Raw genomic sequence first — 26636 nt, forward strand, 5'->3', positions numbered from 1 at the left:
GAAATCATCATGCTTACCATGTTTTATGACAGCGAATGTCCGATTTGCCGTACCGAAGCCTATCACCTGAATGAAAAAAGCCCCGATAAAGTCAAAATCGTGGCGGTGGATGATGCGTTAGACACCTTGCAACAGGCGGGGATTTCTCGCACCGATGCCATGACTTATTTATGCGTGCAAGATGAAGATGGGAAAATGCACACCCACATGGATGCGGTACGCTTGCTTTACACTACGACTGGGGCGAATTTTGCATGGGTATTACATTTGCCAGTGATTAAGCAAGTCGGTGATGTTGTGTATCCGATTTTTGCTCGTAATCGTTATTATTTCCCAGATTGGCTCACTCACTTGGTGTTTGGCAAAGTGGCAGAAGCCGATAACTGTAAAGATGGCGTGTGTCATATTCCGCCTACCAAAAGAACCTAAAACAGGATAGGAAAATGAAAATCCTTATTTTCGGCTCAAACGGTTTTATCGGTCAGCGATTAGTAGAGCGATTGACTGAGTATGAGTTGGTATTAACGTCTAGCCGTGATGTCGATTTTACCAAACCCAATGCAATCAACCTTGATAAAATCACCACATTAATGCAAGGCGTGGATGTGGTGATAAATATAGTCGGTATCATGAGCAATGACAAAACGGTAACGGAAAACGTTCATCACCATTCATCTGTTAAAATAGCGACCATTGCCAAAAGCCAAGGGGTGAAAAAGTGGGTCAATCTATCGGCACTGGGAGCAGATGAAAACAGCGATATCGCCTTTGTTGGTAGTAAAGGGCGTGGCGATACAGCAATTTTGGCGTTAGCTGATGATAATTTTAAGGTAAAAATCGCCCGTCCGTCACTGGTGTTTGGAGTGGCAGAAAATGGCAAAAAAGGCGGTGCAAGTACCGAGTTATTTTTAAAACTTGCCAATTTACCAATACTTGTTTTACCGAATGGTGGTAACTTCGCCATTCAACCTGTTCATGTGAATGATGTAGCTTTGGGACTGGTAAAATTCGCTACCGAAAACCATAATCTACCTAATGTCATTGATTTCACTGGGGAAAAGGTCTTGACCTTGGCAGACTATTTGACCGAGTTAAGAATGACTATTTTGGGTAAAGGTAAGCCAAAGATTGTGGCAATGCCAATGGGTTTGGCAAAATTTTTCGCCAGTATTTTACAAAACTTTAGCGATATGGTAAGTGTGGATAGCTTAACTTTATTAGAACAAGGCAATACAGCGGATAATCAGCGATTTTTACAACTCTTGAAATAACATTTCGTTAACATAAACGAAAGATTTTTGCAATTTTCAAAAAAAATGCTAGATTTTTTTATCGTTTTCGTTTAATAATAGGACATCATTAGGAAGATGAGTTTATTTGTAATGTGAAGGATTCAGTGACTAACATTACAAAATCATGCAAGCGGATTTGCGTCATGCCTTTATACCTTGAGTGGGGTGTTTTACTTCACGAATGGTTGCCTCCCATCCAACGTTGTCATGTATTGCCATCTTCCTTTATTTTGATTATTACCTCGTGTGTTTAGCACACTTATTGGATCAGATAAGGAGATCGATGATGGACGAATCACAAGTTCAACGCATCATGAATAATCCAAATTTTAAACAAATGGCTCAAAAAAAGGGCAGTATTGGTATGATATTCACTGTCATTACGCTCATCGTTTGGTTTAGCTATTTGTTGTTAGTTGGTATGAATCCAGCTATGTTCGCAGCACCCATGTTTGAAGGTTCGATGACCACCGTTGGCTTTTATGTTGGTGTTGGCATTATGATTTTTGTGGTCATTATCACCGCTATTTATGTGAGTAAAGCCAATGGTGAGTTTGACAATTTGACCCGCAAAGTCATTGACGATATCAATAACGGTAAGATATAACTGCACAAGGATTGTGTTCGGTTATACAGCGTAAGTATTGAATTTTAGTAGCTATTTTTACACCACGGAGGGTGTCATGTTACAACAAAATTATAAGGGCGTTGCAAAGCGTGTGGGTAAGGTTTCGACTGCCTTAAGCTTGACGTTATTGGGCTTGATGGCTCAGATGCCTGCTTGGGCGGCTGGGGCATTGGAAGGCGAAGTAAAAAAACAACCGCTGAATATTTCTGCGATTATCATGTTTTTAATTTTCGTGGCTGCCACCATGGGTATTACCTATTGGGCTTCCAAACAAAACAAAACCGCCAGTGACTTTTATACTGCTGGTGGTGGTATTTCGGGTACACAAAACGGTATCGCCCTTGCAGGTGACTATATGTCAGCGGTGACGTTTTTGGGTATTTCGAGCATGGTGTTTACCATCGGTTATGATGGGATGATTTATGCGATTGCCTTCTTGATTGGTTGGCCAATTATTTTGTTCTTAATCGCAGAGCGTCTACGTAACTTGGGTAAATTTACCTTTGCTGATGTGGCTTCGTATCGCTTCCAACAAACCCCTGTGCGTATTTTCGCTGCATCTGGTACGTTGGTAGTAGTGTCATTATACCTTATCGCTCAGATGGTTGGTGCAGGTAAGTTGATTGAGTTGTTATTTGGTCTAGATTATATCTATGCTGTGATGACCGTTGGTATTTTGATGATGATGTATGTCCTGTTTGGCGGTATGCTTGCCACCACTTGGGTACAAATCATTAAAGCGGTATTATTGATGTCAGGTGTGACCTTTATGGCGTTCATGGTAATGAACCATGTTGGTTTTAGCTTTGATAATTTATTCAAATCAGCAGTAGCGACTCATGCTAAACACGAAGCAATTTTAGCCCCCGGTAAATTGGTCAACAACCCTGTAGAGGCAATTTCTTTAGGTCTTGGTTTATTGTTTGGTACAGCAGGTTTGCCTCATATCTTGATGCGTTTCTTTACTGTACCTGATGCCAAACAAGCTCGTAAATCTGTATTAGTAGCAGCTAGTTGTATTGCGTATGTATTTACCTTAATCTTTATCATTGGTATGGGTGCGATTGTTATTTTGGGCGAAAACCCACAATACTTCACCACCGTGGTCAAAGATGGCTTTAGCAAGGTTGAGTTAGTTGGCGGTGCGAATATGGCTGCGATTCACTTATCTCATGCAGTGGGTGGTAACTTATTCCTAGGCTTTATCTCAGCGGTTGCCTTCGCTACGATTTTGGCGGTGGTTGCAGGTTTGACATTGTCTGGTGCGTCAGCGGTAAGCCATGACTTGTACGCCAGTGTTATCAAGCAAGGTCGCAGTACCCATCAAGAAGAAATGCGTGTATCTCGTATCACCGTTATTGTATTGAGTGTGCTTGCGATGGTGATGGGTGTGATGTTTGAGAAACAAAACTTAGCCTTTATTGCCAGTTTGGTATTTGCGGTGGCAGCGTCTGCTAACTTCCCAATCCTATTCTTGGCGATGTTCTGGAAAGGTTTAACCACTCGTGGTGCAGTTGTTGGCGGTTTCTCTGGTTTGGCTGTGGCTGTATTGCTTATCATCCTAGGGCCTGCGGTATGGGTTGATGTGATGAAACATGAAGCACCTGCCTTCCCATACAAAAATGTTGCGTTGTTTAGTATGCCTGTGACCTTCTTGATGGCTTGGATTGTGTCTATCACGGATAAATCACCTCGTGCATTGCTAGACAAACAAGGTTTTGATGCACAGTATGTTCGTTCATTGACGGGTATCGGTGCGGCGGCAGCGTCTGACCACTAACCCATGATTAAAACTAGCTGAATAAAAAATACCGCTTATTGTTAAGCGGTATTTTTTTGATTAATAGTTATCAAAAATTTGTAGGGCGTAATGCTTACGCCCTACATCCTTCAAGATTATTTCTGATTTAACTTACTATAGAATCACGCTTGAATTATCAACGATGGTAATATATTTGCTATCTAAGCTAAACGTACCCTCGATTTTTGCAAAATCAATCGCATCAGCAATACCTGTACCATCCGCATCATAAGATAGCATATGGGTTTGATTATCAAATTTCAAATAAGTTGAAATATCAGCTGTACTGGTTAACTTGCTAAAGATAGATTTTGATAGCTCAATGATATCATTGTTAAAATCCGTAATCGTGTCAATCGTACCGTTGAAAGCGGTGTTAAATACAAAAGTATCTTTACCAGCACCACCGATAAAGGTATCTGCCCCTAGCCCACCAATCAATCGGTCATCACCCAATAGACCTGTTAGGGTATTGCCGATATTATTGGCTTGCATGATATTATTGGCACTATTACCTGTGGCTGAAGTAGCGACTGCCCCAAGCAAAGCAATGTTTTCAAGATTCTCAGTTAAGCTAAAATTGGCCGTGCTATAGATGGTATCTATGCCTTGGTTTGATAATTCTGTGAGCTGGTCATTGCTATTATCAACGATATAGGTATCGTTACCTTCACCACCCATCAGCTTGTCTGTCCCAGCACCACCATCAAGATAATCATCGCCAAGACCACCATTGATGGTGTCATTGCCTTCGCCACCATAAATGGTGTTATTTGCTTTATTACCTGTCAGTGTATCATTGCCTTTACCACCGATAAGGTTTTCAATTTGTGTGCCATAACCAATAAATGCTTGACCGAATGTATAGGTGTTTTCGGTATGGGCCGCATTATAAAAGTCTAAGTCGGTGTAGGACTCAGTGTGTAATTTCTGATTTTGTACGGCAAACAGGTCTGACTTATTACCCACATAAATCCATGAACCCGGTGTTAAGTCAACATAGACATTTTGAGTTTCTTTGGAAGCATCAAAGGTATCTAAACCATTACCATCCCAAATATAGCGGTCGGCATCATCTTTAAACATATTGTATTCTTTAAAGGTATAGACATCATTGCCTGCACGTGCATTTTGATTAACACCCAATTGATAATGCAGATAAGCTAGGTCATACATACGGATATTTTCAAGTTTTTTAAAGGCTTGATCGTTAACTTCTGCACGGTAGCTCATATAGGTAAATTCAGATGTTTCTTCTTTATTCAATATACCTGTAAATGTGTCACTGGAGTGCGTCATGTTAAAAGTATGGGTTAGCTCATGCAATGCGGTGTACATCATTTCAGCTTTATCATTTGTTGCTGATAGGGCATTCCACCACATTGGACCACTATTATAAGCGAATGCCAGTACACCTTCACCTGCCGTTAAATCAGCATAGAACAGGTTGGTATCAGCTTTGAGTGGGTCTGATACTTCAACAAATTTGATATTTAGGTAGCTTTCAAATTGAGCATAGGCATCTTTAATAACCTGTTTAACTACCTCTGGATGAGCGGTGACTGTACGGCTATCCACTTCACCTAAATCACTATCTTGAATCGCTTTTGCACGGATACTGGCATTAGGGCTATTACGCAAGGTATTAAAATCGGTTGCGGTCGCAAAGTGGTATTTAATTTCATAAGGTGCATGCTCACCTGTACCTGCCCCCAGTGGAATATCGTAGACCGAAAGGTCATATCTGGATGGTTGAGGATAATTCTGACCACCATGACCTAAATCTTTGACAAAATAGGTATCATTAATGGCTTGGTCTTGGTCATGCGAAGATTTAAATACCACGGGATCTTTTTCACTTGCGGTATAAAATTCATTATCTTGTACGGTAATGACATTATTCTCGAGGTCTTTTGTGGTAAGGGTGGCGGTTATTTTTTCGTCTTTATCCAATTGTAAGTCACTTGTCTTCACCAACGTGCTAAATGTATTACCTGCCAATACTTTGGTTTGGTAAATAACACCATTGACATCAATTTTAATGATATCATCGACTTTGGCAGAGCCAGCGACTGTACCACTGATTTCAGACATGGCTTCTACCGCAGAAATCACATTATCTTGCCCATTCGACTTAATGTATGGGCTATTGAATGTCACGCTGGAGGCTTTCACATCCACCATACCTGTATTTAGGTCAAAATAAGGCTGTGGATTGCCTTCTGCATCGAGATACCAAGGTTCGGCTTTAAAGGCGAAGGAAATTTTTGCGGTATCCAATTTTTTCAATTCTTCCGCTGGGATGTCTAAACTAAATACCCCATTTCTCACGCCAACAGTGGTATAAAGTTGACCATTAACCATAACCTCCGCTTGACGAACCAACTTAACATTATCACCACTTTGATATCTATCTTGGAAACTTGCTGTGCCTACGATATTGACCATTGGTGAGGCTTGAGAGGCATCAATGTTAAAATCCGTATCAATATTGGTAATGTTCACTTGTGCCACGACATCAGCGGATACATCATAATTAAGTGGTGTAGCTATCGCTGTGGCATTGTTTGCCCCAACGGTCTTGGCGGTTAAGTTATAACCTGTGTTTTGAACAAGGTCGCTACCTTTGACAAGTGTCGTAAAACTACCATCAGCATTGACATTCGCTGTACCAATTTTGGTGTTATTCACCAATAAATCAACGGTTTGCCCAGAGCTGAGTTTATCTGCACCTGCAACACTACCCGATACGCTGACCATGCCTTTGGCTTCATTCACGTTAATTAAATTATCGTTTGAAACTTTAAGTAAGGTAAGAGTTAGGTCAGTGGCTTTGGGTGGGGTAATATCAACGTTATGGGTATGGGTTGCTGTGCCTGTAGCGGTGTTTTGTGCGGTATCAGTGGTGGTAATAGAGGCTGTGATGTTTTTGTTTTCAGCCAATAGGGTTGAGGCAACTTCAACTGAGAAGATGCCATTGCTCACTGGGGCTTCTATGATTTGTGTGCCGATGGTGAGTTTGACAATGTCACCATTATTGGCATGGCTGACTGTACCTGATACTGTTTGTGTGGCTTGTTTTGATTCATCAAAGTTGATGAGGTTGTCTGCGGTGATGGCATTGATGGTGATAACAGGTGTGTCAATAAGTGTGTCAACACTATACGATTCGGTGCTTTGGGCGGTGGCTATCTGACCTGTACCGTCTTTGACAGTGGCGGTGGCAGTTATTGAGGCATTGCCTTGTGCAAACGCTAACGCTTTACCACTTACCACGGCTGACCATGTGTTGCCATTCACTACGGCTGTTATGGTTGTGCCATTTATGTTTAGTACCACTTCTTTATTGGTCGCATTGTCTGAGGTACTAATCGTTCCTGTGAGGGTGATTTGACCATCAGCTGTTGCTTTATTGACCGTGGCTATTGGGTCAATATCTACGGTTGCGGTTAGGGGTTTTAGTGTTGGTGTAGGCGTAGGTGTTGGCGTTGGCGTTGGTGTTGGCGTAGGCGTTGGCGTTGGCGTAGGCGTTGGCGTAGGCGTTGGCGTAGGCGTTGGCGTAGGCGTTGGCGTAGGTGCTGGCGTTGGCGTAGGTGTTGGCGTTGGCGTTGGCGTTGGCGTTGGCGTAGGCGTAGGCGTAGGCGTAGGCGTTGGCGTTGGCGTTGGCGTTGGCGTAGGCGTAGGCGTAGGCGTTGGCGTAGGCGTAGGCGTAGGCGTAGGCGTTGGCGTAGGCGTAGGCGTAGGCGTAGGCGTAGGCGTAGGCGTTGGCGTAGGCGTTGGCGTAGGCGTAGGCGTAGGCGTAGGCGTTGGTGTTGGTGTTGGCGTAGGCGTAGGCGTAGGCGTTGGCGTTGGCGTTGGCGTTGGTGTTGGCGTAGGCGTTGGCGTAGGCGTTGGCGTTGGCGTTGGCGTTGGCGTAGGTGTTGGCGTAGGTGTTGGCGTAGGCGTAGGCGTAGGCGTAGGCGTTGGCGTAGGCGTTGGCGTAGGCGTTGGCGTTGGCGTAGGCGTTGGCGTAGGTGTTGGCGTTACATCAGCAGTATCACGATTATTCGCCACGAATAGCCCACCGACACCAATCAATCCCAACGTAGTCCCCAATTTTGACATAGCCAACGAACTACCCACTTTATCTACACCTTGGTTAAGGGTATACCATGGAGCAACTGTATGCTCTGGATTAGAGGTGATAAAAGTGCTATGCGTTTGACTTAATAAGGCACTATCTTCGATAGGATAATATGAGTAATAACTTTCTAGAATAACATTTGGTACATCAGTGATATTTTGTTCATCAAAAATATATAAATCATCCGCCACTTTTTTGGTACGTGGTTTTTGGATTAACTCACCCTTTTCATTGGTTAACTGATATTGGGTGTTAAGCTCTGCCAAAATTTTGGTGGTTTTGCTTTGTGTTAAAGAAAATTTCTGTTGGTTTTTTGCATTGTTAATAATCAAGGTTGAATTTGACATATTCTTTCCCTATTGTTGGTTTATTATCAATTTTTAATTATATCAACACATTGAATGTATAGAAAACGTAAGTTTATTTTATATACCCAATTAAATGTATTTTTTGATTGATAATAATTCTCATTTACATTAATATACAGTTTTGATTTTTTAGTTATTATTTTTGCTTGTTTTTTGGTAGTAATCCGATGAAAAACCCACAACAAACCGTTCTCATCGCAAGCTCAGTGCTAGCACTGCACGCTATGGCAGGCTATGGGTTAATGACCATGAAGGCAACCCCCATCAAGCCACTCACCATCACGCCACCGCTTGAGATTCGTTTTGAACAAATCACACCAAAACCAATTGAACCGCCCAAACCCCTAGCCGAAAACCAACCCACACCCATCACCAAACCTATGGCAAAGCCCATTATTAAGGAAACGCTGGCAACGCCTGTCGAGCCAACACCACCAAAACCGACCAAACAAACCACCAAACCTATGGTTGAGGATAATCCGCCTGCCCCTGCCAAACCTGTGGCAAAAGTAACAAAGATAGACAAAGTAGAAACCCCAACACCGATTAACAAAGTCGAAACGGTGGCAAAAATCAACCCTACCACACCAACCAATGAGCCACCCCCACCGATTATTAGCAGTCAGGCTAAAAAACAAGCAACTGACACACAAGCAGAACAGGCTCGGCTTCAAGAACAACAACTAAAAGAACAACGACTTCAAGCAGAAAAGCTAAAACAAGCCCAACTTGAACAACAACAAGCCGAACAAGCAAAAGCTGAACGTGAAAAATTGGCTCGTCAACAAGCCGAAGCAGAAAAACTGGCTGAAAAACAACGTGCTGACCAAGAAAGACAGGAAGCACAGGCACGTGAGCAACAAAGAATCGCTCGTGAAAAAGCAGAAGCTGATAAAGCCAACCAACAACGTGCCGAACATGAAGCCCAGCAAAACAACCAACCTGTCAAATTTGGGAATGGTGATGCACAATGGCGAGTCCATCCCAATACACAATTCTCTGGCAACATTGGTGAGATGATTATTGAGGAAAATCTTAGTAGTGTGGGTGTGGCTTTGTCTGTCAATGCCAAAGGCAATGTAACCGAAGTCACCATTACACGCTCCTCAGGCAATACCAAGGTAGATAATGCCATACGTCAACGCCTATATTCAGCGAAACTTACCCCCTTTATGCGAAATGGCATTGCCGTACCAGGTAAAGGCAATTTGAATATTAAACTTCGAGCAACAACCTAATAAAATTTGAATTTTGAATAAAGAGAACCTTATGGATTTTGCAAACTACTGGCAATACACTGACCTTGTCACCAAGGTATTATTTTTTATCCTTATCGGCTTATCGCTACTGTCTTGGGTAGTCGGCATCACACGGCTTATCAATAGCCAAAAACTTGCCAAAACCATCCAACAAGATTTGCGTCAAGCCATCACTACCGAACAAAGCCAAATCGGCGACCAACCTGCCGAGTTACGTAAATCTGCCATCGAACAGTATTTACTCAAACACCTTAATCAATACCGTTTTGATAGCGAAAAAGGTTTGAGTGTACTGGGAACGACTGCCTCAATTGCCCCTTTTGTTGGGTTATTTGGGACGGTATGGGGGATTTTTCATGCGTTGCACCGTATCGGTCAATCTGGACAAGCAGGGCTTGGACAAGTGGCAGGGCCTGTGGGTGAAGCCTTGATTATGACTGGTTTGGGGCTAGCAGTGGCAATTCCTGCGGTGGTATTTTACAACCTTGCCGTACGTCTAAACCGTAAAGCCTTACACCTTGGCAATGACACCGCTCATGCGTTATTAGCCCAAGCGATTGTGCGACCATCAGTATCAGCATCAACAACCGCACCACACCCTCAATCAACGCATTTATCAGCGAATGGACAAACCTCTTTGACCCCAAAATCCGCCCACACGCCAGCCCATGCACAGCCAAGTGGACACCTCAAAAACACCCAATCAACAGGAGGCGAGTATGGCGTTTCAATTGGGTAATGAAGAAGCACAGGGGATGAATGAAATTAATCTGATACCTTTGATTGATATCATGTTGGTATTGATGATTATTTTTTTGGTCACTGCCACGGTACTCAATCCGACCGTGCCGTTAAGCTTGCCCAAAACCTCGGCACAGGTCAATGAAGCACCACCTAACATCATTCAAATTAGCATTGATAAAAATGCCCAAATCTTTTGGGATAAACAGCCTATCGACCTTGCCACCCTCAAAACTCGCTTTGCCGAACAAGCACAACAGCAGGCGAAACAACAGGCAAATTCTGCCGATACGCCCACCATCCAACTACGTGCCGATAAAGACAGTCGCTATGACACCATTGCCCAAGTATTAGCCACGGCAAGCGAATATCAACTGACAAAAATCGCCTTTGTCAGTGATACGGCAAGCTCTAACTAACCTGAGTTCGATATAACAAATGCCATTATTATTGATAAACCCATGATTTTTAAAATAATTTAAATTCGTAAGGTGCGTTTTACGCACCATTCAAAATCAATATCTTCAATAGGTGCGTATGACGCACCTTACCTTTAACAGCTTAATTTCAGAAAATTGTAGGGGCGTATTGCATACGCCCAATATTTGAAATCTCAAAATGGTACGTAAGACCTTTAGCAATCTTACACAAGTATTACTTGAATTTTTAAATAATAATGATAATTATTATCAATTGTGTTATACTGGTATCAACGAATGACAGTTTCTAGTACTTTCTGTCATTCGTTTTTTATTGCATCACGCAATTGCACCCCGAGTTTCTAGCTCAACTTTTACTCACCTCAACAAGATTTTCTTTTTCAACAGGTTTATACAAAGCCGATTCTGATTTATACGGCACAAGCCCAGACGGTACAACGCCTTTGGCAGAGTCATAATTTTTAATCGAATCATCAAAGAAAATATGTGGAGCAAAGGTCTGCAACACATGACTTTTATCCAGTCCGCCCAAGAAAAATGCCAAATCCACATTCACGCCCCACGCTCGCAAGGTTTTAATCGCTCGCAAATCGGCAGGGGCATTGCGTGCAGTGACAAGGGCAATCTGAATCGGTGGATTATCCAACACCGTGGGCAAGCGTTTTTGTAATTTCGATAGCTTAATCAAAAAGTCGGCATATGGGCCTTTTTGCATGGGCGTATCGCTAAATTTGGCTTCATAATCATGGAAAGCTTTTAGCCCTTTGGTTTGCGACAATAATTCGCCTTGTTCATCAAACAGCACCGCATCGCCATCAAAGGCAATGCGAAGCTGTTCGGTATCTAGCTCTTTCATATCCACAGGCGGTGCGTCCAAAATCGCACAGGCACAAACGCCTTTATCCGTGACGCTTTGGGCATCGGCATGATTGGTGGTCAAAAATAAATCCACCTTAAAATCTTCCACATAATCCGCCACTGGCTCACCTGAGGTAAATGCCGAACGGCTGATGGGAATGCCATGTGTGCGTAACGCATTTAGCACTTGAATGCCTGTGTCTGGGCTACTTTTTGACATAATCACCACCTCGACCAACGGTGAAATGGTCTTTTTATCCGCCTCACTGGGATGGTGCGGTTGGTAGCGATTGAGGTTTAGCAATGCTCGAATCAGCGGATAGCCTGTGCCTGTATTGAGGGGTAGGTTTTCTCGCTCGTACATATAACTGCGAAATCGCTCAATGGCGGTATCTGGGTCGTCCAAAATCAGTTGTTGAAAATGCTGTTCTGCGTCCGTCAAATCAAATAAGGCGGTGGCAGAAATTGCCACAATGAGGGTATTGGATAGGTCGATTGCCATAACATCACTTGCTCGGTTAAAATATTAAACATAGCCTAATTTTGTTTACAAGACTATAGGATTTTTGCAATTTTAGACGCTGTATTTATCACGTTTTTGCATTATTTTTGGCTGGCATCGCATTTGCCAAAGTTGCAAATAATATCAAGCCCATGCCCACATATTGTGTGGCGTTCAAATTTTGATGTAATAACACTATGGATAATACAATCGCCGTAAATGGCTCAAATACGGTAAATACCGATACTTTGGTGGCAGGTAGTTTGTGCAACGCTGACATATATAAAAAAAACGGAATAATCGTACCGAGAAAGGTCAGCCCCAACACCCACAGCCATGTTTTGATGGGCATATTTAATAACATGGCATAGGTGTGATAGGTTTTTGGTAAACATAATAACACCATCGCACTAATCATCACTGAGCTAAAAAATACCAAATTCGATGGATAATTTTTGTGCATCATCTTTTTGCCCAAAATACCAAACAACGAATAAAATAGCCCTGCCAACAATCCAAATACAATGCCCCAATTAAATTTAACGGTATTCCCCATCATGGTGAGCATCACGCCCAATACCGCCACCACCGCCAAAATCAATGCCTTGGTGGTGATTTGCTCTTTTAACAACACATACGCCAAACCCAAACTAAACACAGGGGCCATATACAGCAAAGACACCGCTATCCCTGCCCCCACATAATTCACCGCCATAAAATAGCTGAGGGTCATCCCCAACACACCGACCAATGACTGCACCGCCATTTGGATAATTTCGACAGGGGTTAATTGCTTGAGTGTTGACCACAATGACGGCAATAAACTCAATAAAATCACTGCCGAAGTCACAATCCGCAGTATCGCAATTTGCACACTATCAAAGCCCAATTGGTGCAAATAAGTGGTAAATATCCCTAACGTTCCCCAACTGATTGAGGCAACAATCACCTGTAAACTACCGATGAGGGCAAGGCTGGATGAATGAGAAATTTCTGAACTAGACAAACGTAACACTTCCTATTATTAACACTAAACTCACGACCTTGCTCTTAATTTGATTTTTTCCACCAAAGTCTTGATTTCCTTATTATTTTTATCAATATCTACAGCTTTGGCATATCTTGCATGACGGTAAATGGTTGAGAGTTGTTTTACATTATCCACATCGGTCACTTCGCCTTGGATACGATTCAGCCAATGTAAAACACCCTCACTTTCAGCTCGAGCCAAACTTTTATCCTGTTTGGCAAGGCGTTGGGACAATTGCACCATCAATACATCAGTTTTATCCCACACTTTACGGCGTTGCCACCACAGCATCAAGGCGACCAAACTCACCAACATCACGATACCGCCAAACATTATCATCACTTGCTGATATACCGACTGGATGTTAAACCATTTTAGCATAGACGATTTTTGGCTGTCTTGGTCATAGCCGACCACATCACGTTGCCAATAATAACTGGCTTGGTCAAATAAGCGTCTGGCTTGTTGAAGCATTTGGAATTGTTGGTAGCTGATTTGCCCTGCCACGCCATCACCAAACATCATCGCCCCTGCGGTTTGGGTCAAATTATCCATGCCCTTTTCCACTCGCTCTGGGGCGATAAATGCTGTGGGGTCAATGCGTACCCAACCTCGACCCTCAACCCAAATTTCGCTCCATGCGTGGGCATCCATTTGACGCACTTCCCAACTTTTGCCATCACGCCCCAACTCACCGCCTTGATAGCCGACCACCACACGAGCAGGGATACCTGCCGACCGCATGAGATAGGTAAAACTGGATGAGTAATGCTCACAAAAGCCCGCACGAGTGGCGAATAAAAACTCATCAATGCGGTTATCTTTTAACAAAGGCGGTGACAAGGTATAGCGGAAATTTTGTGTATGTATCCATTGCTGAATGGCATTGACGTAGCGAATCGGGTCACGCCCCACCTGCTCAAATAACTGGCGAGCAAACTGTTGGCTTTGCGGATTGCCTGTGGCGGGTAGGGCGAGGTTGATTTGGCGTTGGGTATCGGATAAGGTCAAATCAATCGGTGCATCGTTGATTTGATAGGCATTATAGGTCAGCCGTTGGTTGACATTATCCCAATATCGCAAGGTAAAATCCGAACTCAAGCCAATGCCACGCTGTTGGGTAATCGGATAATCCAACCCAAACAGCCACGGTTGCCCTGTGCGTTCGAGTATCACTCGGTAGCTTTTACCGTCATTGGGCTGTGGCGGTTTGGCGATATTGAGGGTTTGAGTCAGCCAGTCTGGGGCTTTGCCTTGCTGTGCCAGCCAAAACTGCGGTGGCAAACGACTGGCTCGCCACGTTATACCATCAAAATCGCTAAACACCAAGCCTCGCCAATACAGTTGACTGCGATTGGGCGTTTGACCTGCAAATTCCACTCGAAATGCCAATTCGGTGGATTGGCTTAAATTGGCAAAATCTCCCGGTGACATGGTGTCCGACATCCCTGTGGTGGCTTGTTTGCCACTTAACTGCACCGACCACAAGGGCGGTAAGCGTGGGAAAAATAAAAACAGCACGATGGTCAAAGGGATGGCTTGAGCGACCAATAGCCCAAGCGTGCGATAGCGTCCTGTGCCATCATCATTGAGGCTAATCATGGCAAACAACACCATCATCGCCCCCAACGCCACGATTAAAGTGGTGGTGAGATTTTGGTCAACCAAAAACAGCCCTGCCAATACAAACATCGACAAGCTCAATACCACATACGCATCACGACGTGTATGCAGTTCTAGCAATTTACTCACCGCACATAACAACAAAAAAGCAATGCCGACATCCAGCCCAAAGGCGGTGCGATAGGTCAAATACAACCCAAACAAACTGCCAATAAACCCCACATATTGAATCATTCGCAAGGTGCGAGGGCGGTACAATATTGAGGGAAACCACTGGCGTAATGGCGGTAATTGCATCAAAATAATCACCAACGCATAACCCAATAGCCAAGCAGGTAAATTTTTGGCATGGGGAATCACCACAAATAATTGTGAAATCAGCACCCATTGGTAGGCAGATAAACTGGCGAATCGACTGCGTAAAGTCGATTTGGATAAACTTGGTGAAATCAGTGGCTGTGTGGTCATGGTGTTTTTGCCAACCTTAGCAAGCTATCTTGCACAAAGGCTTGCCCCTGTCCCACTACGCCCTCGCCATCTGGCAATCGCAGACGAAACGCCACTTGAGCTGTTGCCAAACTATCCACACCATAGCGAAGTTGACGCAGTTTATCTTCATGCGTCAAAGCCGTCATTTGGTAATAATCTAATACTTGTTGCTGTCCGACATTATCGACAAAGCGTTTGGATAGCAAGCCCTGCCCTCTTGCCAAATGCCCCCACGAAATCCGCCCCATCGACTCACCTGCCACATAGCTGTCAAGTTGGTCAAAATCCTCTTGCCCTGCTTGGGTCTGCTGTGAAGCTTGTTGCTCATCGGCGGTGAGCGTGAACTGCTTGCCTTGCACCTTATACGCCAAACTGTCTGGGTACACCCACGCCTCGCCTGCCAAAAACACATACGACCACGCCTGTAAAATCCCCAACGGATACACAGTGCTAATGGTCAATTTTGGTAAAGGCAACCGCCCTCGCTGACTGGCATCGAGCCATAAACTGATGATTTGCGGTTCTTTGATTTGGGCGACTTCGATATAAGTATCGTTTGCTGACTGAAATGATGACTGTGGCAAGGCTTGGGGAATAGCCGTGTTTAACAAAGGTTGTTTGATATTCAATGACGCTTTACCAAAGCTAAAACGAATTTGGCGGTGCGGTTGTTTGGATTGGCTACTGACTTGTAAACGTACTTGGACTTTTTCGCCCACCGTGGCGTGTTGAATGTCGATTAATTTGACGTGCAACCCTGCCAAATGAGCAAAGGTATAATGAATGGTAATGACGAGCAAACTTGCCAATAAAAAACACAGCCCCAATACCAAGTTATTGCCGTAATTAATCCCTGCGACAAAGGTAATCACCAACAACAGCACATACATCACCCCCTCACGGCTCAAAAAAATATACACATTGCGTAAATTTAATTGTGCCTCGGTGGTGCGGGGTGAACGGCGTTTAAACCAACCCTCAAACCGCTGTGCCAACTCCCCTCGCATATCCCACATCACACGCCCTCACAGCTCATAACGTGGTCATCACAGGCACTTGGCGTAACAGCTCACTGGCAAGCGTCACAGGCTCACCGCCACCAAGGTGATTAAACGGCACAAACGGCTGTCCCAAACGGTGATTCACCACCGCAGAAAATACCGCTTGCACATCTTCTGGCGTCACTTCTTGATAGCCCCCAAGATAGGCATAGGCTTGCGAAGCTTGTTTGAGAGCCAACACACCACGAGTCGATAAGCCATGATAATCTCGGCTTTCACGAGTTTTAGCGACCAACCGCTGTAAATAATCCACCACCACATCCGCCAAGTGTACATTTTTGACCTGTTGTTGGGCGGTTAATAGCTCATGGGCAGACAGCATAGGGCTGATATGAGTCAGCATTTGCCGTCTATCTCGCCCCATCAACAGCTCTCGCTCGGCTTGGCGTGATGGATAACCCAATGATAAACACATCAAAAAACGGTCAAGTTGTGACTCTGGTAACGGAAACACCCCTGCTTGTTGGGTGGGATTTTGGGTAGCAATGACAAAAAATGGATTAGGTAGCGGACGTGTCATGCCATCTTGTGACACTTGGCGTTCTTCCATCGCCTCAAGCAAGGCGGATTGGGTTTTTGGGCTAGAGCGGTTAATCTCATCTGCTAATAACAATTGACAAAAAATCGGGCCTTCACGAAACTCAAACGTGCCTGTGTCGGTTTTATACAGCGAAATCCCCAAAATATCCGCAGGCAACATATCACTGGTAAACTGCACCCGATTAAACCCCAAGCCCAAATGATTGGCAATGGCGTGTGCCAACGTGGTCTTTCCCATACCGGGTAAATCTTGTAACAGCAAATGCCCATTCGCAAGCAAACACGCCACCGATAGCTTAACGACTTCTGACTTATCAAGGACAATCCGATTGATACTGCCCAACATCTGAGCAAACCGCATTTGCAATTGAGCATTGGTTTCAACATTTGGGGCAGTGGCATTTTGCTGAATATGGGAAGAAGTTTGGAGCATGACTGTCCTTGTATCGGCATTTAAGTTAGCAATAAGACAGGTAGGGGCGTATTGCATACGCCCAATATTTGTAATTTCAAACAGGGCGTATGCAATACACCTCTACAAGTTCTCTTATTTTTATCGTCATTTAAGTTCACAATAGCACATTAAATTCTGTGGGTTACGCCAAAAAGACGGCTAACCCACGCTACGATTTATTCTACTTTGAAAGCGTTTTACTATAACATCTCAAATCGTAAGGTACGTTCTACGCACCATTCAAAGCAATATATTCAATTGGTGCGTATGACGCACCTTACATTACATCAAACTCAGGTTAATTAACGCAAGGTTGATAAATAGGCAATGATGTCTTGACGTGTTTTAGGGTCGGCGATGGGGTCGGAACGCATACGTGTGCCTGTCACGGCTTGCTTAGAATTGGCGATATAATTATCCAAATTATCTGCCGTCCACGTCAGTTGGCTATTTTTTAGGGCATCGGTGTATTGATATTCTGCCAACAGCGCTGATTTCGCCCCATAAATACGAGAAAGTTGTGGGCCTTTTTCATTGTCACCCAATTGTAGTTTATGGCATTTTTGGCAGTGTTGTTGGTAATCTTTTTTACCTTGCTCGGCATTACCTTGGGTATACACAGGCAAGGTTACAGATGGACGCTCAGTCGGTGCAGGACGTTGGCATGCCGTTAGACCGACTATGGGTAACAATATGGCACACACCATACCCAATGAATTTTTTATCATACCACTCACTCACTAAAATAATTTTTGGGTGTCATCCTTTTACCCAACCTAAAAATGACATTTTTGCATAAGTCCGAGATAATTAGGCTGACTCTGTTTCAATGTGCATGGTTTCGCTAGGGGCTTGTAAATAGTTACCTTGCAAATATCTTGCCCCAATCGTCCAAGCCGCCGACATGGCAGCTGGGTCTTCAATAAATGCCATTAAGCAATTCACATGACGTTCATTGACCTGTGTGACCAATGATGAAATGGTTTCCACATTTTCGCTATTACCCAAATCTTTGACATAACTGCGGTCAAGACGCACAAGATTAGGTTTGACAAAGTCCAACAACTCGATGCCATTGAGTGCCGAACCGAAGTTATAAATCCCCACTTGGCACCCCACCTGTTTGAGGTCATCGGTTTGTTTCGCACCAACCGCCAAATAATCATTAAACATGGCTTCGCTAAACTGCACCCCAATCACTTCTCGGTCTTGCCCACCCACTGCTTTGGATAATTGAGAGATAAAGGCAGGCAAGGTTTCATCCACTAATGAACTGGGGCTAAGGTGTACCAAAATTCGAGCCGTTGGGTCTACCTGACTGCGGTACTGCTTTAAGTCTTTACACGCTCGAATCAACACCCAACGGTCAATTTTGTCCATCAGTCCATGTTGCTCTGCCACTGCCAAAAACTTATCAGGGGGCATCAGTGTGCCATCTGCCAATGGTAAGCGTAAAAACACCTCAAACATATTACTGGTATCTTTTTCCACATCATAGATGGGCTGATACATAAGGTTGAATTTACCCTGCTCTAAAGTGGTACGCAATGCTTCGAGTAGTGAAGCATCATCACTGCTGGCAAAGGCGGATGGGTCATATAAATAAAACGCATTGCCTTCGTTATTGTTATTTTTGACAGCGATATTTACCGCTTGTGTGACTCGATTGGTCAAAGTATCACTATCTGGCGAGCTAGAGTTAATCATAGTCGCACCAATCGTCACCGTCACTTTAATGGTACGATGTCCAACCTCGATGAGGCTATTTTCAACTTCTTCTAATAGTTGTTTTGCCCACGCTTCCACCTGCTCTTGTATGGCGTTGGGCATAAATAGCATAAAGTGGCTATCGCTAAAGCGACTGATATAGCCTTTTTTAACGCTATCTTCACCGAGTATGGCAATAATTTTTTGTTTTAGTAGATTGGCAATGGCAATAACGGTGGTATCCACCCCTTGAATACCCACACTGGAGCTAATTTTACCCATATTATCAATACGAATGGCTAGCAAGCCCACAGTTAAAGACTGCTGAACAGCGGTATCACGGATGGCATTTAGCACTTGCTCATAGCCACGGCGATTATACATACCTGTAAGTGGGTCAATACGCTCCATAATGGCAATTTTTTTGGCAAGTTCGGCACTATTGCCTTGCTCATTGGGCTGAATGATAACTTGCTGACAAGGTTCACCTTCATAGGTGGCGGCGGCAAGTTGCAGTTTGGCAGCAAAGGTCGAGCTATCAGTTCGCACACTTTCAAATTTAAATTCTACGTTATTACGATTGCCCTTTTCAAAATCTTTAAGGAAATGTTTAAAGTCTTTGATGTTGTTACTGGCAATCAAATCCACCACTGGCACGCCCATCAAGTCCTCAAGACTCTTAAAGCCAAACATTTCAAGGTAGGGGTCATTGGCATAGATATGCAAACCATCTTCAATATAGGCAACGGCACTTTTGGAGTTTTTGATGAGAATATTGGCACGTTGTTCGGCATCATTGAGTACGTTTTTAAGGCTTGCCAGCTCCTCACGGGTCTGAAGTTGATAATGTTCACGATATACTCGCATTGCCATTGCCATGAGTTTGGTTTTGGGTAACACGTCCACTGCCCCCCAATATTCAAATAAAACTTGAGCAGGGTTGGTCAGGTCGTCTTCTTTAATAAACGCAAGTTGTGCTTGCTCTTTGGCAGTAAGGGCATGGGTGTCGATGCCAGCCTCTGGTAAAATACCAATCACAGGCAAGTCGATTTGTTGTTCTTTAAGAATTTGCACAACTTCTGCTAGGGACAAATCATACGCCTTACCCATAATCAGTACATCCCATGACTGACGCAGTAATTTTAGAAGCTCATCCTTGGCATCCAAAAATCCCAGATTTACTTTTTTATAATAACTGGTCTGTAATAAATCAATCAGTTGTTCAGCATATAGTTGATTATCATCAATAATCAATAAATTCAGCTGGTTGGGTGATTTCATAAAATAATTATCCAATCTTTTTAATTGTTACAATCGTAATATTTTTGACAGAGGTAATATTGTTAGGATGCTACGCTCCCCCCTCTCATTTTAACAAACACCTACCATTAACTGTGTAAGTTTTTTGCTAATATTATAACTTACATCACACAAATGGTAACTTGAGATAATCCGCTGTAAGATGTTATTGCACCCTTACAAACATATATTCTTCGATATCATCTGTGTGGCTGACTAATTTAGTCAGTCGAATAATGACTTCTTTATTATCAATACGTAAAATTAACTTATCTTCAAGATTATAACCATAACGAGCCATGATGATGGTAGTTTTTTGGCGGTTTAAGCTTACATTTTGTGGGATAACCAAGGCTGGCATAAAGTTTGGCTGACGATTGCCATGTTTTTGGATACGAATGCCACAGGCAACCATATTACTGGCAAAGATGTCTACCCATGTATCAATACTGACCTTCACCGAACGCTCGTCTGAAGGGCTACGTTGTAGTGATTGACAGACAGACTGTACATAACCTAAATACCATGTTTTTTGTGGGTCATTGGTATGCCGAAGAGCAATCAGTGATTTGACTTGCAACTGACCAATCGCTGTGTATTGTGCGGTGCGTGACTGACTAATATGTTGACTAAGTTCATCACTTTCATAATGATAATCATGGGTAAAATGATAATGGTTGTCTTGCTGTCCGACTAAGCTAACGGCTTTGGATTTATTGAGTTTCTCAATGTTTTGGTGGCTAGGACGGTAGCGTTCTGGTAATTCATGGGCATGGATTAAATTGCCAAGACTGGTACGATTGGCGACCATATAATGAATCTGCTTAAAGCCAACCACCACTTGATACGGCTCATCGACAGGTTTATATTGAATGGGTGGATTTAACGCATTGACCAAATTATCATACATCAGCTTGGCATGGCGGGCATTCAAAATCACTTCCATATCATCGCTTTGTTCACGTTTGGCAATGATATTATTTAATTTTTGATCCAGTTTATCTAAGCTAATAAATAGACATTCGCTATGTTTGGCAAATGGATTGATATCTAGCCCTGTGTGCATGATTTGTGGTGGTTGATTGCCTTGCAAATCCACAAAAATATACGGTTCACTATAGTTATCGGCTTCGACACGAATATCATCTACCCAATGCTCGCTCAAAGCTTGCAGTGCTAACAAATCAGGACGGCGACAAGCATAAGGATTGAGTAATTCATTCAAAATACAATGCCGATACAACTGCCCCAATTGTAATGGTGACTGCGTCAATACACTATTGGACTTTTCAAAACTCACTAACGCAACGCTAAAATGTTGCCACTGATTGAGCAACACCAACCGATAACACTGGTGTAAATAACTCCATAATATATGCGTATCACGGCGATAACCCACATGCTTTTCTAATAACGCCAAGCGTAAACAATTCACCATCCCATAAATACACTGCTCAATCAGCCCATCATTAGAATCAGACTTTGTCCCAAACAAGCCTCCCAAAAAGCCTTTGGCCTCGGCTTGGGGTTGCTCGGCGATACGTTGCCACACACTATGATAAAACATCACCCCTAAATAATAAATCGACAGCACACTATCCAACGTTTGCTGTTGGCGTTCATTCAAAAAACCCAACTGGTTTTGATATTCTAGGCGTAACTGCCCCATCAAGCGTACGGCGACTTTATTGACTTGATTCATCAATTGCAAGCGTTTGGCTTCAGCCATCTCCGCAACCATCAACTGATTAATCACGATTTTATATTCATTATACATTTCCGTGACAGAAAGCTGATTGAAATGCACCTGCCATTGCAACAATCCCTCACCTTGATTGCCAATAAATTGCAACTCAAGGGGACGCACCGCATTTCTTTCGTGGCTTGTCAAAAAAGCGTGTAAATCAGTATCCCGAATAATCATCGTCTTGCCTGCCAATAGCTTGTTAATTATAGTAAAAACACATCATAGTAAAAATAAGTTGGTCAAATAATAAAATACCATGAATTCAATGACATTACCAACCCATTTTTAGCAAAAACTTGTGAATCAAAACATATTGGTTTGCTATTATTTCACTGAATCGGCATTTTATACGCCACTTGAGGCATCTCACGCACCAATTTTGGCACAAGATAGCCTGCACATTTAGCAAGTAACTGGCGATGGATTGCCACCGCTTGCTCATCCTCAAGCAAAAAATGGCTTGCCCCTGCCACTTTATCCAACACGTGCAAATAATACGGCAACACGCCTGCCTGCCACAATCGGTCACTTAACTTTGCCAAAATATCTGCATCATCATTAATGCCTTTGAGTAGCACGGTTTGATTAAGCATGGTAATCCCTGCCAACCTTGCTCGATTGAGATAAAATGCTGTCGCCTCATCAATTTCATTGGGGTGATTGACATGAATCACCATCACTATTTTACACCGACTGGCTTGCAAACGCTCCAATAAAATCGTGTCCAAACGTTCAGCAATCACCACAGGTACACGGGTATGCAGACGAATGGTTTGAATCTGTGGTATGGCTTCAATTTTAGCAAAAATATCAGATAAACGTCTATCACTTAGCGATAAAGGGTCGCCACCGCTCAAAATCACCTCGTTAATCCGACTATCGGCTTGAATATAATCACGAATAGTTTGCCAATCCTCGCCACTGGGCAAATTTTCATGGTAATCAAAATGCTGGCGAAAACAATAGCGACAATGCACCATACACGCCCCTGTCACAGGCAACAGCACCCGAGAAGCGTACTTGTGAATCACGCCTTTCACAGGATTACTGGTATTTTCTTCAAGTGGGTCAGTGACAAAGCCTGTGACCTGCACCGTTTCGGCGAAGGTAGGCAACACTTGGCGTAATAAAGGGTCATTGATATCCCCCTTTTGCATTTTCTGCACAAAGCCACGAGGTACTTTGAGTGGAAAACTGCCATATTGTTGGTCAAAATCCTGCGGATTGAGCGCAAGTAATTCGGCAAGCTCACCAAAATCAGTAATGATATCAGAAAACGCATTTTGCCAGTTTTTTTGTGTCGCCAAATAGTTTATCATATAGGGTTTATCCAGTTATCACCCAAACAATTGGGAAATTGGCTATTATATAGTAAAAACTGAATTATAGTGAACAAGGTCGTTCGTGGTGAGCTTGTCGAACCATAACGACCGCTACCCTTCGACAGGCTCAGGGCGAGCGGTGTTCATTTTAATTTCGGATTAACTATACAAAGATTTGATTTATTACCGTAAATTTTTTTAGTCACGGAAGTTACTCGCTAATTTATGCAACACCATCCTTGTAGACTTTTGCGAAACTTCTGTTAGTCATTTAGGAACTCTCATGGCAAGTTATTCTACCAATGAATTTAAAGCTGGCTTAAAGGTCATGCACGAAGGCAACCCTTTTGCTATTTTAGAAAACGAATATGTAAAACCCGGTAAAGGACAAGCCTTTAACCGTGTTAAAATGCGTAACCTTAAAACTGGCAAAGTGCTAGAAAACACCTTTAAATCTGGCGATAGCCTTGAAGGTGCGGACGTAGTCGATGTCGAAATGAACTACCTCTACAATGATGGTGAGTTTTGGCACTTTATGCACCCAGAAAGCTTTGAACAGCTTCAAGCCGACAAAAACGCCATGGGCGATGCCCCAAAATGGCTCAAAGAAAACAGCAACGAAGAATGTACCATCACCTTGTTTAATGGCGTGCCATTAAGCGTGACTGCCCCAAACTTTGTGGAATTAGAAATCACCGAAACTGACCCAGGTCTAAAAGGTGATACTTCTGGTGGTGGCGGTAAACCGGCGACACTAGAAACAGGTGCGGTAGTACGTGTACCTTTATTCGTCCAACAAGGCGAAAAAATCAAAGTTGATACCCGTACTGGTGAATACCTATCTCGTGTACAATAACTGATTGATAGCGATAAAAAGCCCAACATTTGATGTTGGGCTTTTTTTGCTTGGATTAAAATTAATTCGCTGTAGTGGCAGAGGTTGCTACGCTGTTTAACTCTTGCTTAATCAATTCAGGGTTTTGATGATATTTTTTGATAATTTGGTCAAACTCACCAGACTTTTGGATATTAGCAAGCCCTATATTGACTTTTTTGACCAACTCATCATTGCCTTTTTGTACCGCAAATACCAGTTTTGACCCTTCACCTGCTTTGAGATTTTTGGCAACAAATTTATCTTTCATGGCTTGAAATGCGTCACCGCCTAGCACAAATTGACTAACCGTGGCATCATTCACCGCCACATCCACCTCGCCTTTTGCCACCGCAGATAAGGCAAGGAACACGGTTTTATACTTCACCATTTGTTCTGGTTTGATGCCAAATTTCTCTGGTAAATCGGTTGCCCCATCCTCACTCTCAGCCACCGCAATTTTAGCCGACTTTTCCCAATTTTCAAGCTTACTAGAATCAAGTGCGACTGCACGGTAAGGGCTAAAATAATAAGGATTACTCAATAACGCATTATTTTTAGACTATTCAGTCACGCCCACTGCACTGACCACCATGTCACCTTGTTTGGCATTAAGCGAGTCAAAAATACCGTCCCACGCATGGGGAATGTAATTAGCATTAAAACCTTGGTCTTTGGCAATGGCATTGAATAGTTCGACTTCCATACCGCCCACTGTGCCATCTGGGTTTTTCATCTCAAATGGCGGATAAGTTGCATCAATCAACACATTGTAGGTGGGTAAATTGGTATCCACCTTGGTAGGGGTGGCTGTGGTCGCTGTCGTAGGTGTCGCTGATGCGGTGGTGTTTGCGTTGGTATCGTTGGCAGGCTTCTGACAGCCTGTCAATAATATACCACTCATTAGCATACCCACTAATCCAAGATAAATTTGTTTTGATGATTGTTGATGTTGTGAATTCTTAAAGGTACGCATTTTTATTATCATCCTCTTATGTTGGGCGTAATCATTGGATGCCATGATTAAGGCATCATACTATTCTGCTTTTTTTAATTGTAGTAAAAGTATACCACGGGATATCCACAAAACTGCAAAAATAAGACAAATTGTCTAAGTTTAGGGATTAACAGGTTTTTTGTTAAAAATCACCCCACTTTTAACAAACTACCCAAATACCCTCACCCCCAGTTACGCTATGATAGGCTTAATAAATTAATCGCATTGATATTAACATTGATATCCACAAGGAACAATCATGCAAGAACTAACCGCCCCTGCCATCGTCCTCGAAGCCCCAGCCCCAGTCGCCGTCGTGCCACAAGACGAAGCCGACCAAATGGTCAAACTCGACCAAACCAAAGTGCCAGAGTTGGATGCTAAAGTCAGCGAATTCGTGATGAACGTGCTAGACAACCCTGTCAACACGCCTGCCTTCGATGACAAAGTCAACGCCATCCATCAACTTGGTAGTGCCGAAATCCGTGAGTCTGCCCAAGTCAGCAACCGCATGCTCGACCGCCCTGCCAAAAGCATGGATAAAGCCCTGTTTGACAACTCACCGCTTGCCAAATCCTTGACTGAACTGCGTGGCATTGTCGAAAACCTCGACCCCAGTAAGCAAGGCACGCTATCTAGCCCACGTAAGTTTTTGGGGATTTTCCCAGTCGGCAATAAGGTGCAAGATTATTTTCGCCAATATGAAAGTTCCCAAACCCACATCAACAAAATCATCGAAAGCCTCTACAACGGCAAAGACGAACTTATCAAAGACAATGCTGTGATTGAGCAAGAAAAAGTCAATATGTGGACGTTGATGCAGTCGCTTCGCCAGTATATTTATGTGGGTAAAAAAATTGATGAAAATTTGGAACAAAAAGTAGCGGAACTCGAAGCCACCGACCCCGAAAAAGCCCGTATTGTCAAAGAAGAAATGCTGTTTTATGTCCGTCAAAAAAACATGGACTTTTTGACCCAACTGGCGGTCAATATCCAAGGCTACCTTGCCCTTGATATGATTCGCAAAAACAACCTTGAGTTGATTAAAGGCGTTGACCGTGCTACCACCACTACGGTGTCTGCGTTACGCACAGCCGTGATGGTGTCACAAGCTTTGAGCAATCAAAAACTGGTACTCGACCAAATCAATGCCTTGAACAGCACCACCAGTAGCTTAATAGAATCAACATCTGCCATGCTAAAACGCCAAACCATTGACGTGCATGAGCAAGCCAGCACCAGTGGTGTGGAAATCGAAAAATTGCAAAAAGCCTTTGCCAATATTTACGAAACCATGGATGCCATTGATACCTTTAAAGTCAAGGCGTTGGATAATATGAAGCAGACGGTCAATGTACTCACTCAAGAAGTGGATAAAGCCCAACTGTATCTGGACAAAGCCAACCGCACCACGGCAAATGAAGTGGCTCAAAACTTACAAATTGCGAATAAAAAGTTGGGTGAGGTGAAAATTTAATGTC

19 protein-coding genes and 1 pseudogene are annotated in these 26636 nt (G+C 43.3%); 9 read left to right on the plus strand and 11 right to left on the minus strand.

Translation table 11 applies throughout. From position 1 onward, the window contains the following. The first annotated feature begins 9 nt into the window (after nucleotides 1–9). The 4 genes from ACK1U4_RS08715 (at nucleotide 10) to ACK1U4_RS08730 (ending at nucleotide 3700) form a co-directional block, all read left to right on the plus strand. A complete protein-coding gene (locus ACK1U4_RS08715) occupies nucleotides 10–429 on the plus strand; it encodes a thiol-disulfide oxidoreductase DCC family protein (RefSeq protein WP_419401140.1) in 420 nt (139 codons plus the stop codon). A 14-nt stretch (nucleotides 430–443) separates the two neighbouring features. After that, nucleotides 444–1271 (plus strand): NAD-dependent epimerase/dehydratase family protein, encoded by an 828-nt coding sequence (locus ACK1U4_RS08720; protein WP_419401141.1) that lies wholly within the window; start codon nucleotides 444–446, stop codon nucleotides 1269–1271. Nucleotides 1272–1575: 304 nt separating this feature from the next. After that, nucleotides 1576–1899 (plus strand): DUF485 domain-containing protein, encoded by a 324-nt coding sequence (locus tag ACK1U4_RS08725; protein ID WP_419401142.1) that lies wholly within the window; start codon nucleotides 1576–1578, stop codon nucleotides 1897–1899. A gap of 157 nt (nucleotides 1900–2056) precedes the next feature. Further along, entirely contained in the window at nucleotides 2057–3700 is a 1644-nt protein-coding gene (locus tag ACK1U4_RS08730; RefSeq protein WP_419401179.1) for a cation acetate symporter, read from the plus strand. A gap of 135 nt (nucleotides 3701–3835) precedes the next feature. Here ACK1U4_RS08730 and ACK1U4_RS08735 read toward each other — a convergent pair whose 3' ends face one another. Then, nucleotides 3836–8191, minus strand: coding sequence for an Ig-like domain-containing protein (locus tag ACK1U4_RS08735; RefSeq protein WP_419401143.1), 4356 nt, complete (start codon nucleotides 8189–8191; stop codon nucleotides 3836–3838). Nucleotides 8192–8379: 188 nt separating this feature from the next. Between ACK1U4_RS08735 and ACK1U4_RS08740 the strand changes: the two genes are divergently transcribed. From ACK1U4_RS08740 to ACK1U4_RS08750, 3 genes are read left to right on the plus strand one after another with little or no spacing between them, the layout of a single operon-like run. After that, nucleotides 8380–9450, plus strand: coding sequence for an energy transducer TonB (locus ACK1U4_RS08740; RefSeq protein ID WP_419401144.1), 1071 nt, complete (start codon nucleotides 8380–8382; stop codon nucleotides 9448–9450). Between the two features lie 31 nt (nucleotides 9451–9481). Continuing rightward, the gene (locus ACK1U4_RS08745) at nucleotides 9482–10210 is read left to right on the plus strand and encodes a MotA/TolQ/ExbB proton channel family protein (RefSeq protein ID WP_419401145.1); all 729 of its coding nucleotides are present in this window, start codon (nucleotides 9482–9484) and stop codon (nucleotides 10208–10210) included. Further along, the gene (locus ACK1U4_RS08750; protein ID WP_419401146.1) at nucleotides 10191–10631 is read left to right on the plus strand and encodes an ExbD/TolR family protein; all 441 of its coding nucleotides are present in this window, start codon (nucleotides 10191–10193) and stop codon (nucleotides 10629–10631) included. The genes ACK1U4_RS08745 and ACK1U4_RS08750 overlap by 20 nt, the downstream gene beginning before the upstream one ends. A 367-nt stretch (nucleotides 10632–10998) precedes the next feature. Here the strand turns inward: ACK1U4_RS08750 and ACK1U4_RS08755 are convergent, their stop codons facing one another. The 9 genes from ACK1U4_RS08755 to epmB form a co-directional block, all read right to left on the minus strand. Then, nucleotides 10999–12012, minus strand: coding sequence for a 5'-nucleotidase (locus ACK1U4_RS08755; RefSeq protein ID WP_419401147.1), 1014 nt, complete (start codon nucleotides 12010–12012; stop codon nucleotides 10999–11001). Nucleotides 12013–12100: 88 nt separating this feature from the next. Next, complete coding sequence (locus ACK1U4_RS08760; RefSeq protein ID WP_419401148.1) at nucleotides 12101–13018, minus strand: DMT family transporter; 918 nt, start codon at nucleotides 13016–13018, stop codon at nucleotides 12101–12103. A gap of 30 nt (nucleotides 13019–13048) precedes the next feature. Beyond that, entirely contained in the window at nucleotides 13049–15133 is a 2085-nt protein-coding gene (locus ACK1U4_RS08765; RefSeq protein WP_419401149.1) for a transglutaminaseTgpA domain-containing protein, read from the minus strand. Then, nucleotides 15130–16170, minus strand: coding sequence for a DUF58 domain-containing protein (locus ACK1U4_RS08770; protein ID WP_419401150.1), 1041 nt, complete (start codon nucleotides 16168–16170; stop codon nucleotides 15130–15132). Before ACK1U4_RS08770 ends, ACK1U4_RS08765 begins: the two co-directional genes overlap by 4 nt. Before the next feature lie 16 nt (nucleotides 16171–16186). Continuing rightward, on the minus strand, nucleotides 16187–17188 hold the full coding sequence (locus ACK1U4_RS08775) for an AAA family ATPase (RefSeq protein ID WP_419401151.1): 1002 nt from the start codon (nucleotides 17186–17188) through the stop codon (nucleotides 16187–16189). Nucleotides 17189–17511: 323 nt separating this feature from the next. Further along, a complete protein-coding gene (locus tag ACK1U4_RS08780) occupies nucleotides 17512–17937 on the minus strand; it encodes a c-type cytochrome (RefSeq protein WP_419401152.1) in 426 nt (141 codons plus the stop codon). An 82-nt stretch (nucleotides 17938–18019) separates the two neighbouring features. Continuing rightward, nucleotides 18020–20197, minus strand: a complete 2178-nt coding sequence (locus tag ACK1U4_RS08785; protein WP_419401153.1) for an EAL domain-containing protein — start codon at nucleotides 20195–20197, stop codon at nucleotides 18020–18022. A 184-nt stretch (nucleotides 20198–20381) separates the two neighbouring features. Continuing rightward, nucleotides 20382–22139, minus strand: a complete 1758-nt coding sequence (locus ACK1U4_RS08790) for a hypothetical protein (protein ID WP_419401154.1) — start codon at nucleotides 22137–22139, stop codon at nucleotides 20382–20384. A gap of 152 nt (nucleotides 22140–22291) precedes the next feature. After that, nucleotides 22292–23281, minus strand: a complete 990-nt coding sequence (gene epmB / locus ACK1U4_RS08795; RefSeq protein ID WP_419401155.1) for an EF-P beta-lysylation protein EpmB — start codon at nucleotides 23279–23281, stop codon at nucleotides 22292–22294. Nucleotides 23282–23567: 286 nt separating this feature from the next. On the opposite strand from epmB, the gene efp reads away from it, so the two are divergent. Continuing rightward, nucleotides 23568–24140, plus strand: a complete 573-nt coding sequence (gene efp, locus ACK1U4_RS08800; RefSeq protein WP_419401156.1) for an elongation factor P — start codon at nucleotides 23568–23570, stop codon at nucleotides 24138–24140. Between the two features lie 61 nt (nucleotides 24141–24201). Here efp and ACK1U4_RS08805 read toward each other — a convergent pair. Next, a pseudogene (locus tag ACK1U4_RS08805) lies at nucleotides 24202–25179 on the minus strand (substrate-binding periplasmic protein). Nucleotides 25180–25414: 235 nt separating this feature from the next. On the opposite strand from ACK1U4_RS08805, the gene ACK1U4_RS08810 reads away from it, so the two are divergent. Next, nucleotides 25415–26632, plus strand: coding sequence for a toxic anion resistance protein (locus tag ACK1U4_RS08810; protein WP_419401157.1), 1218 nt, complete (start codon nucleotides 25415–25417; stop codon nucleotides 26630–26632). Nucleotides 26633–26636: the final 4 nt, after the last annotated feature.

Origin of the sequence: Moraxella sp. TY6 (assembly GCF_048551375.1) — a bacterium.
Classification (GTDB): Bacteria; Pseudomonadota; Gammaproteobacteria; order Pseudomonadales; family Moraxellaceae; genus Faucicola.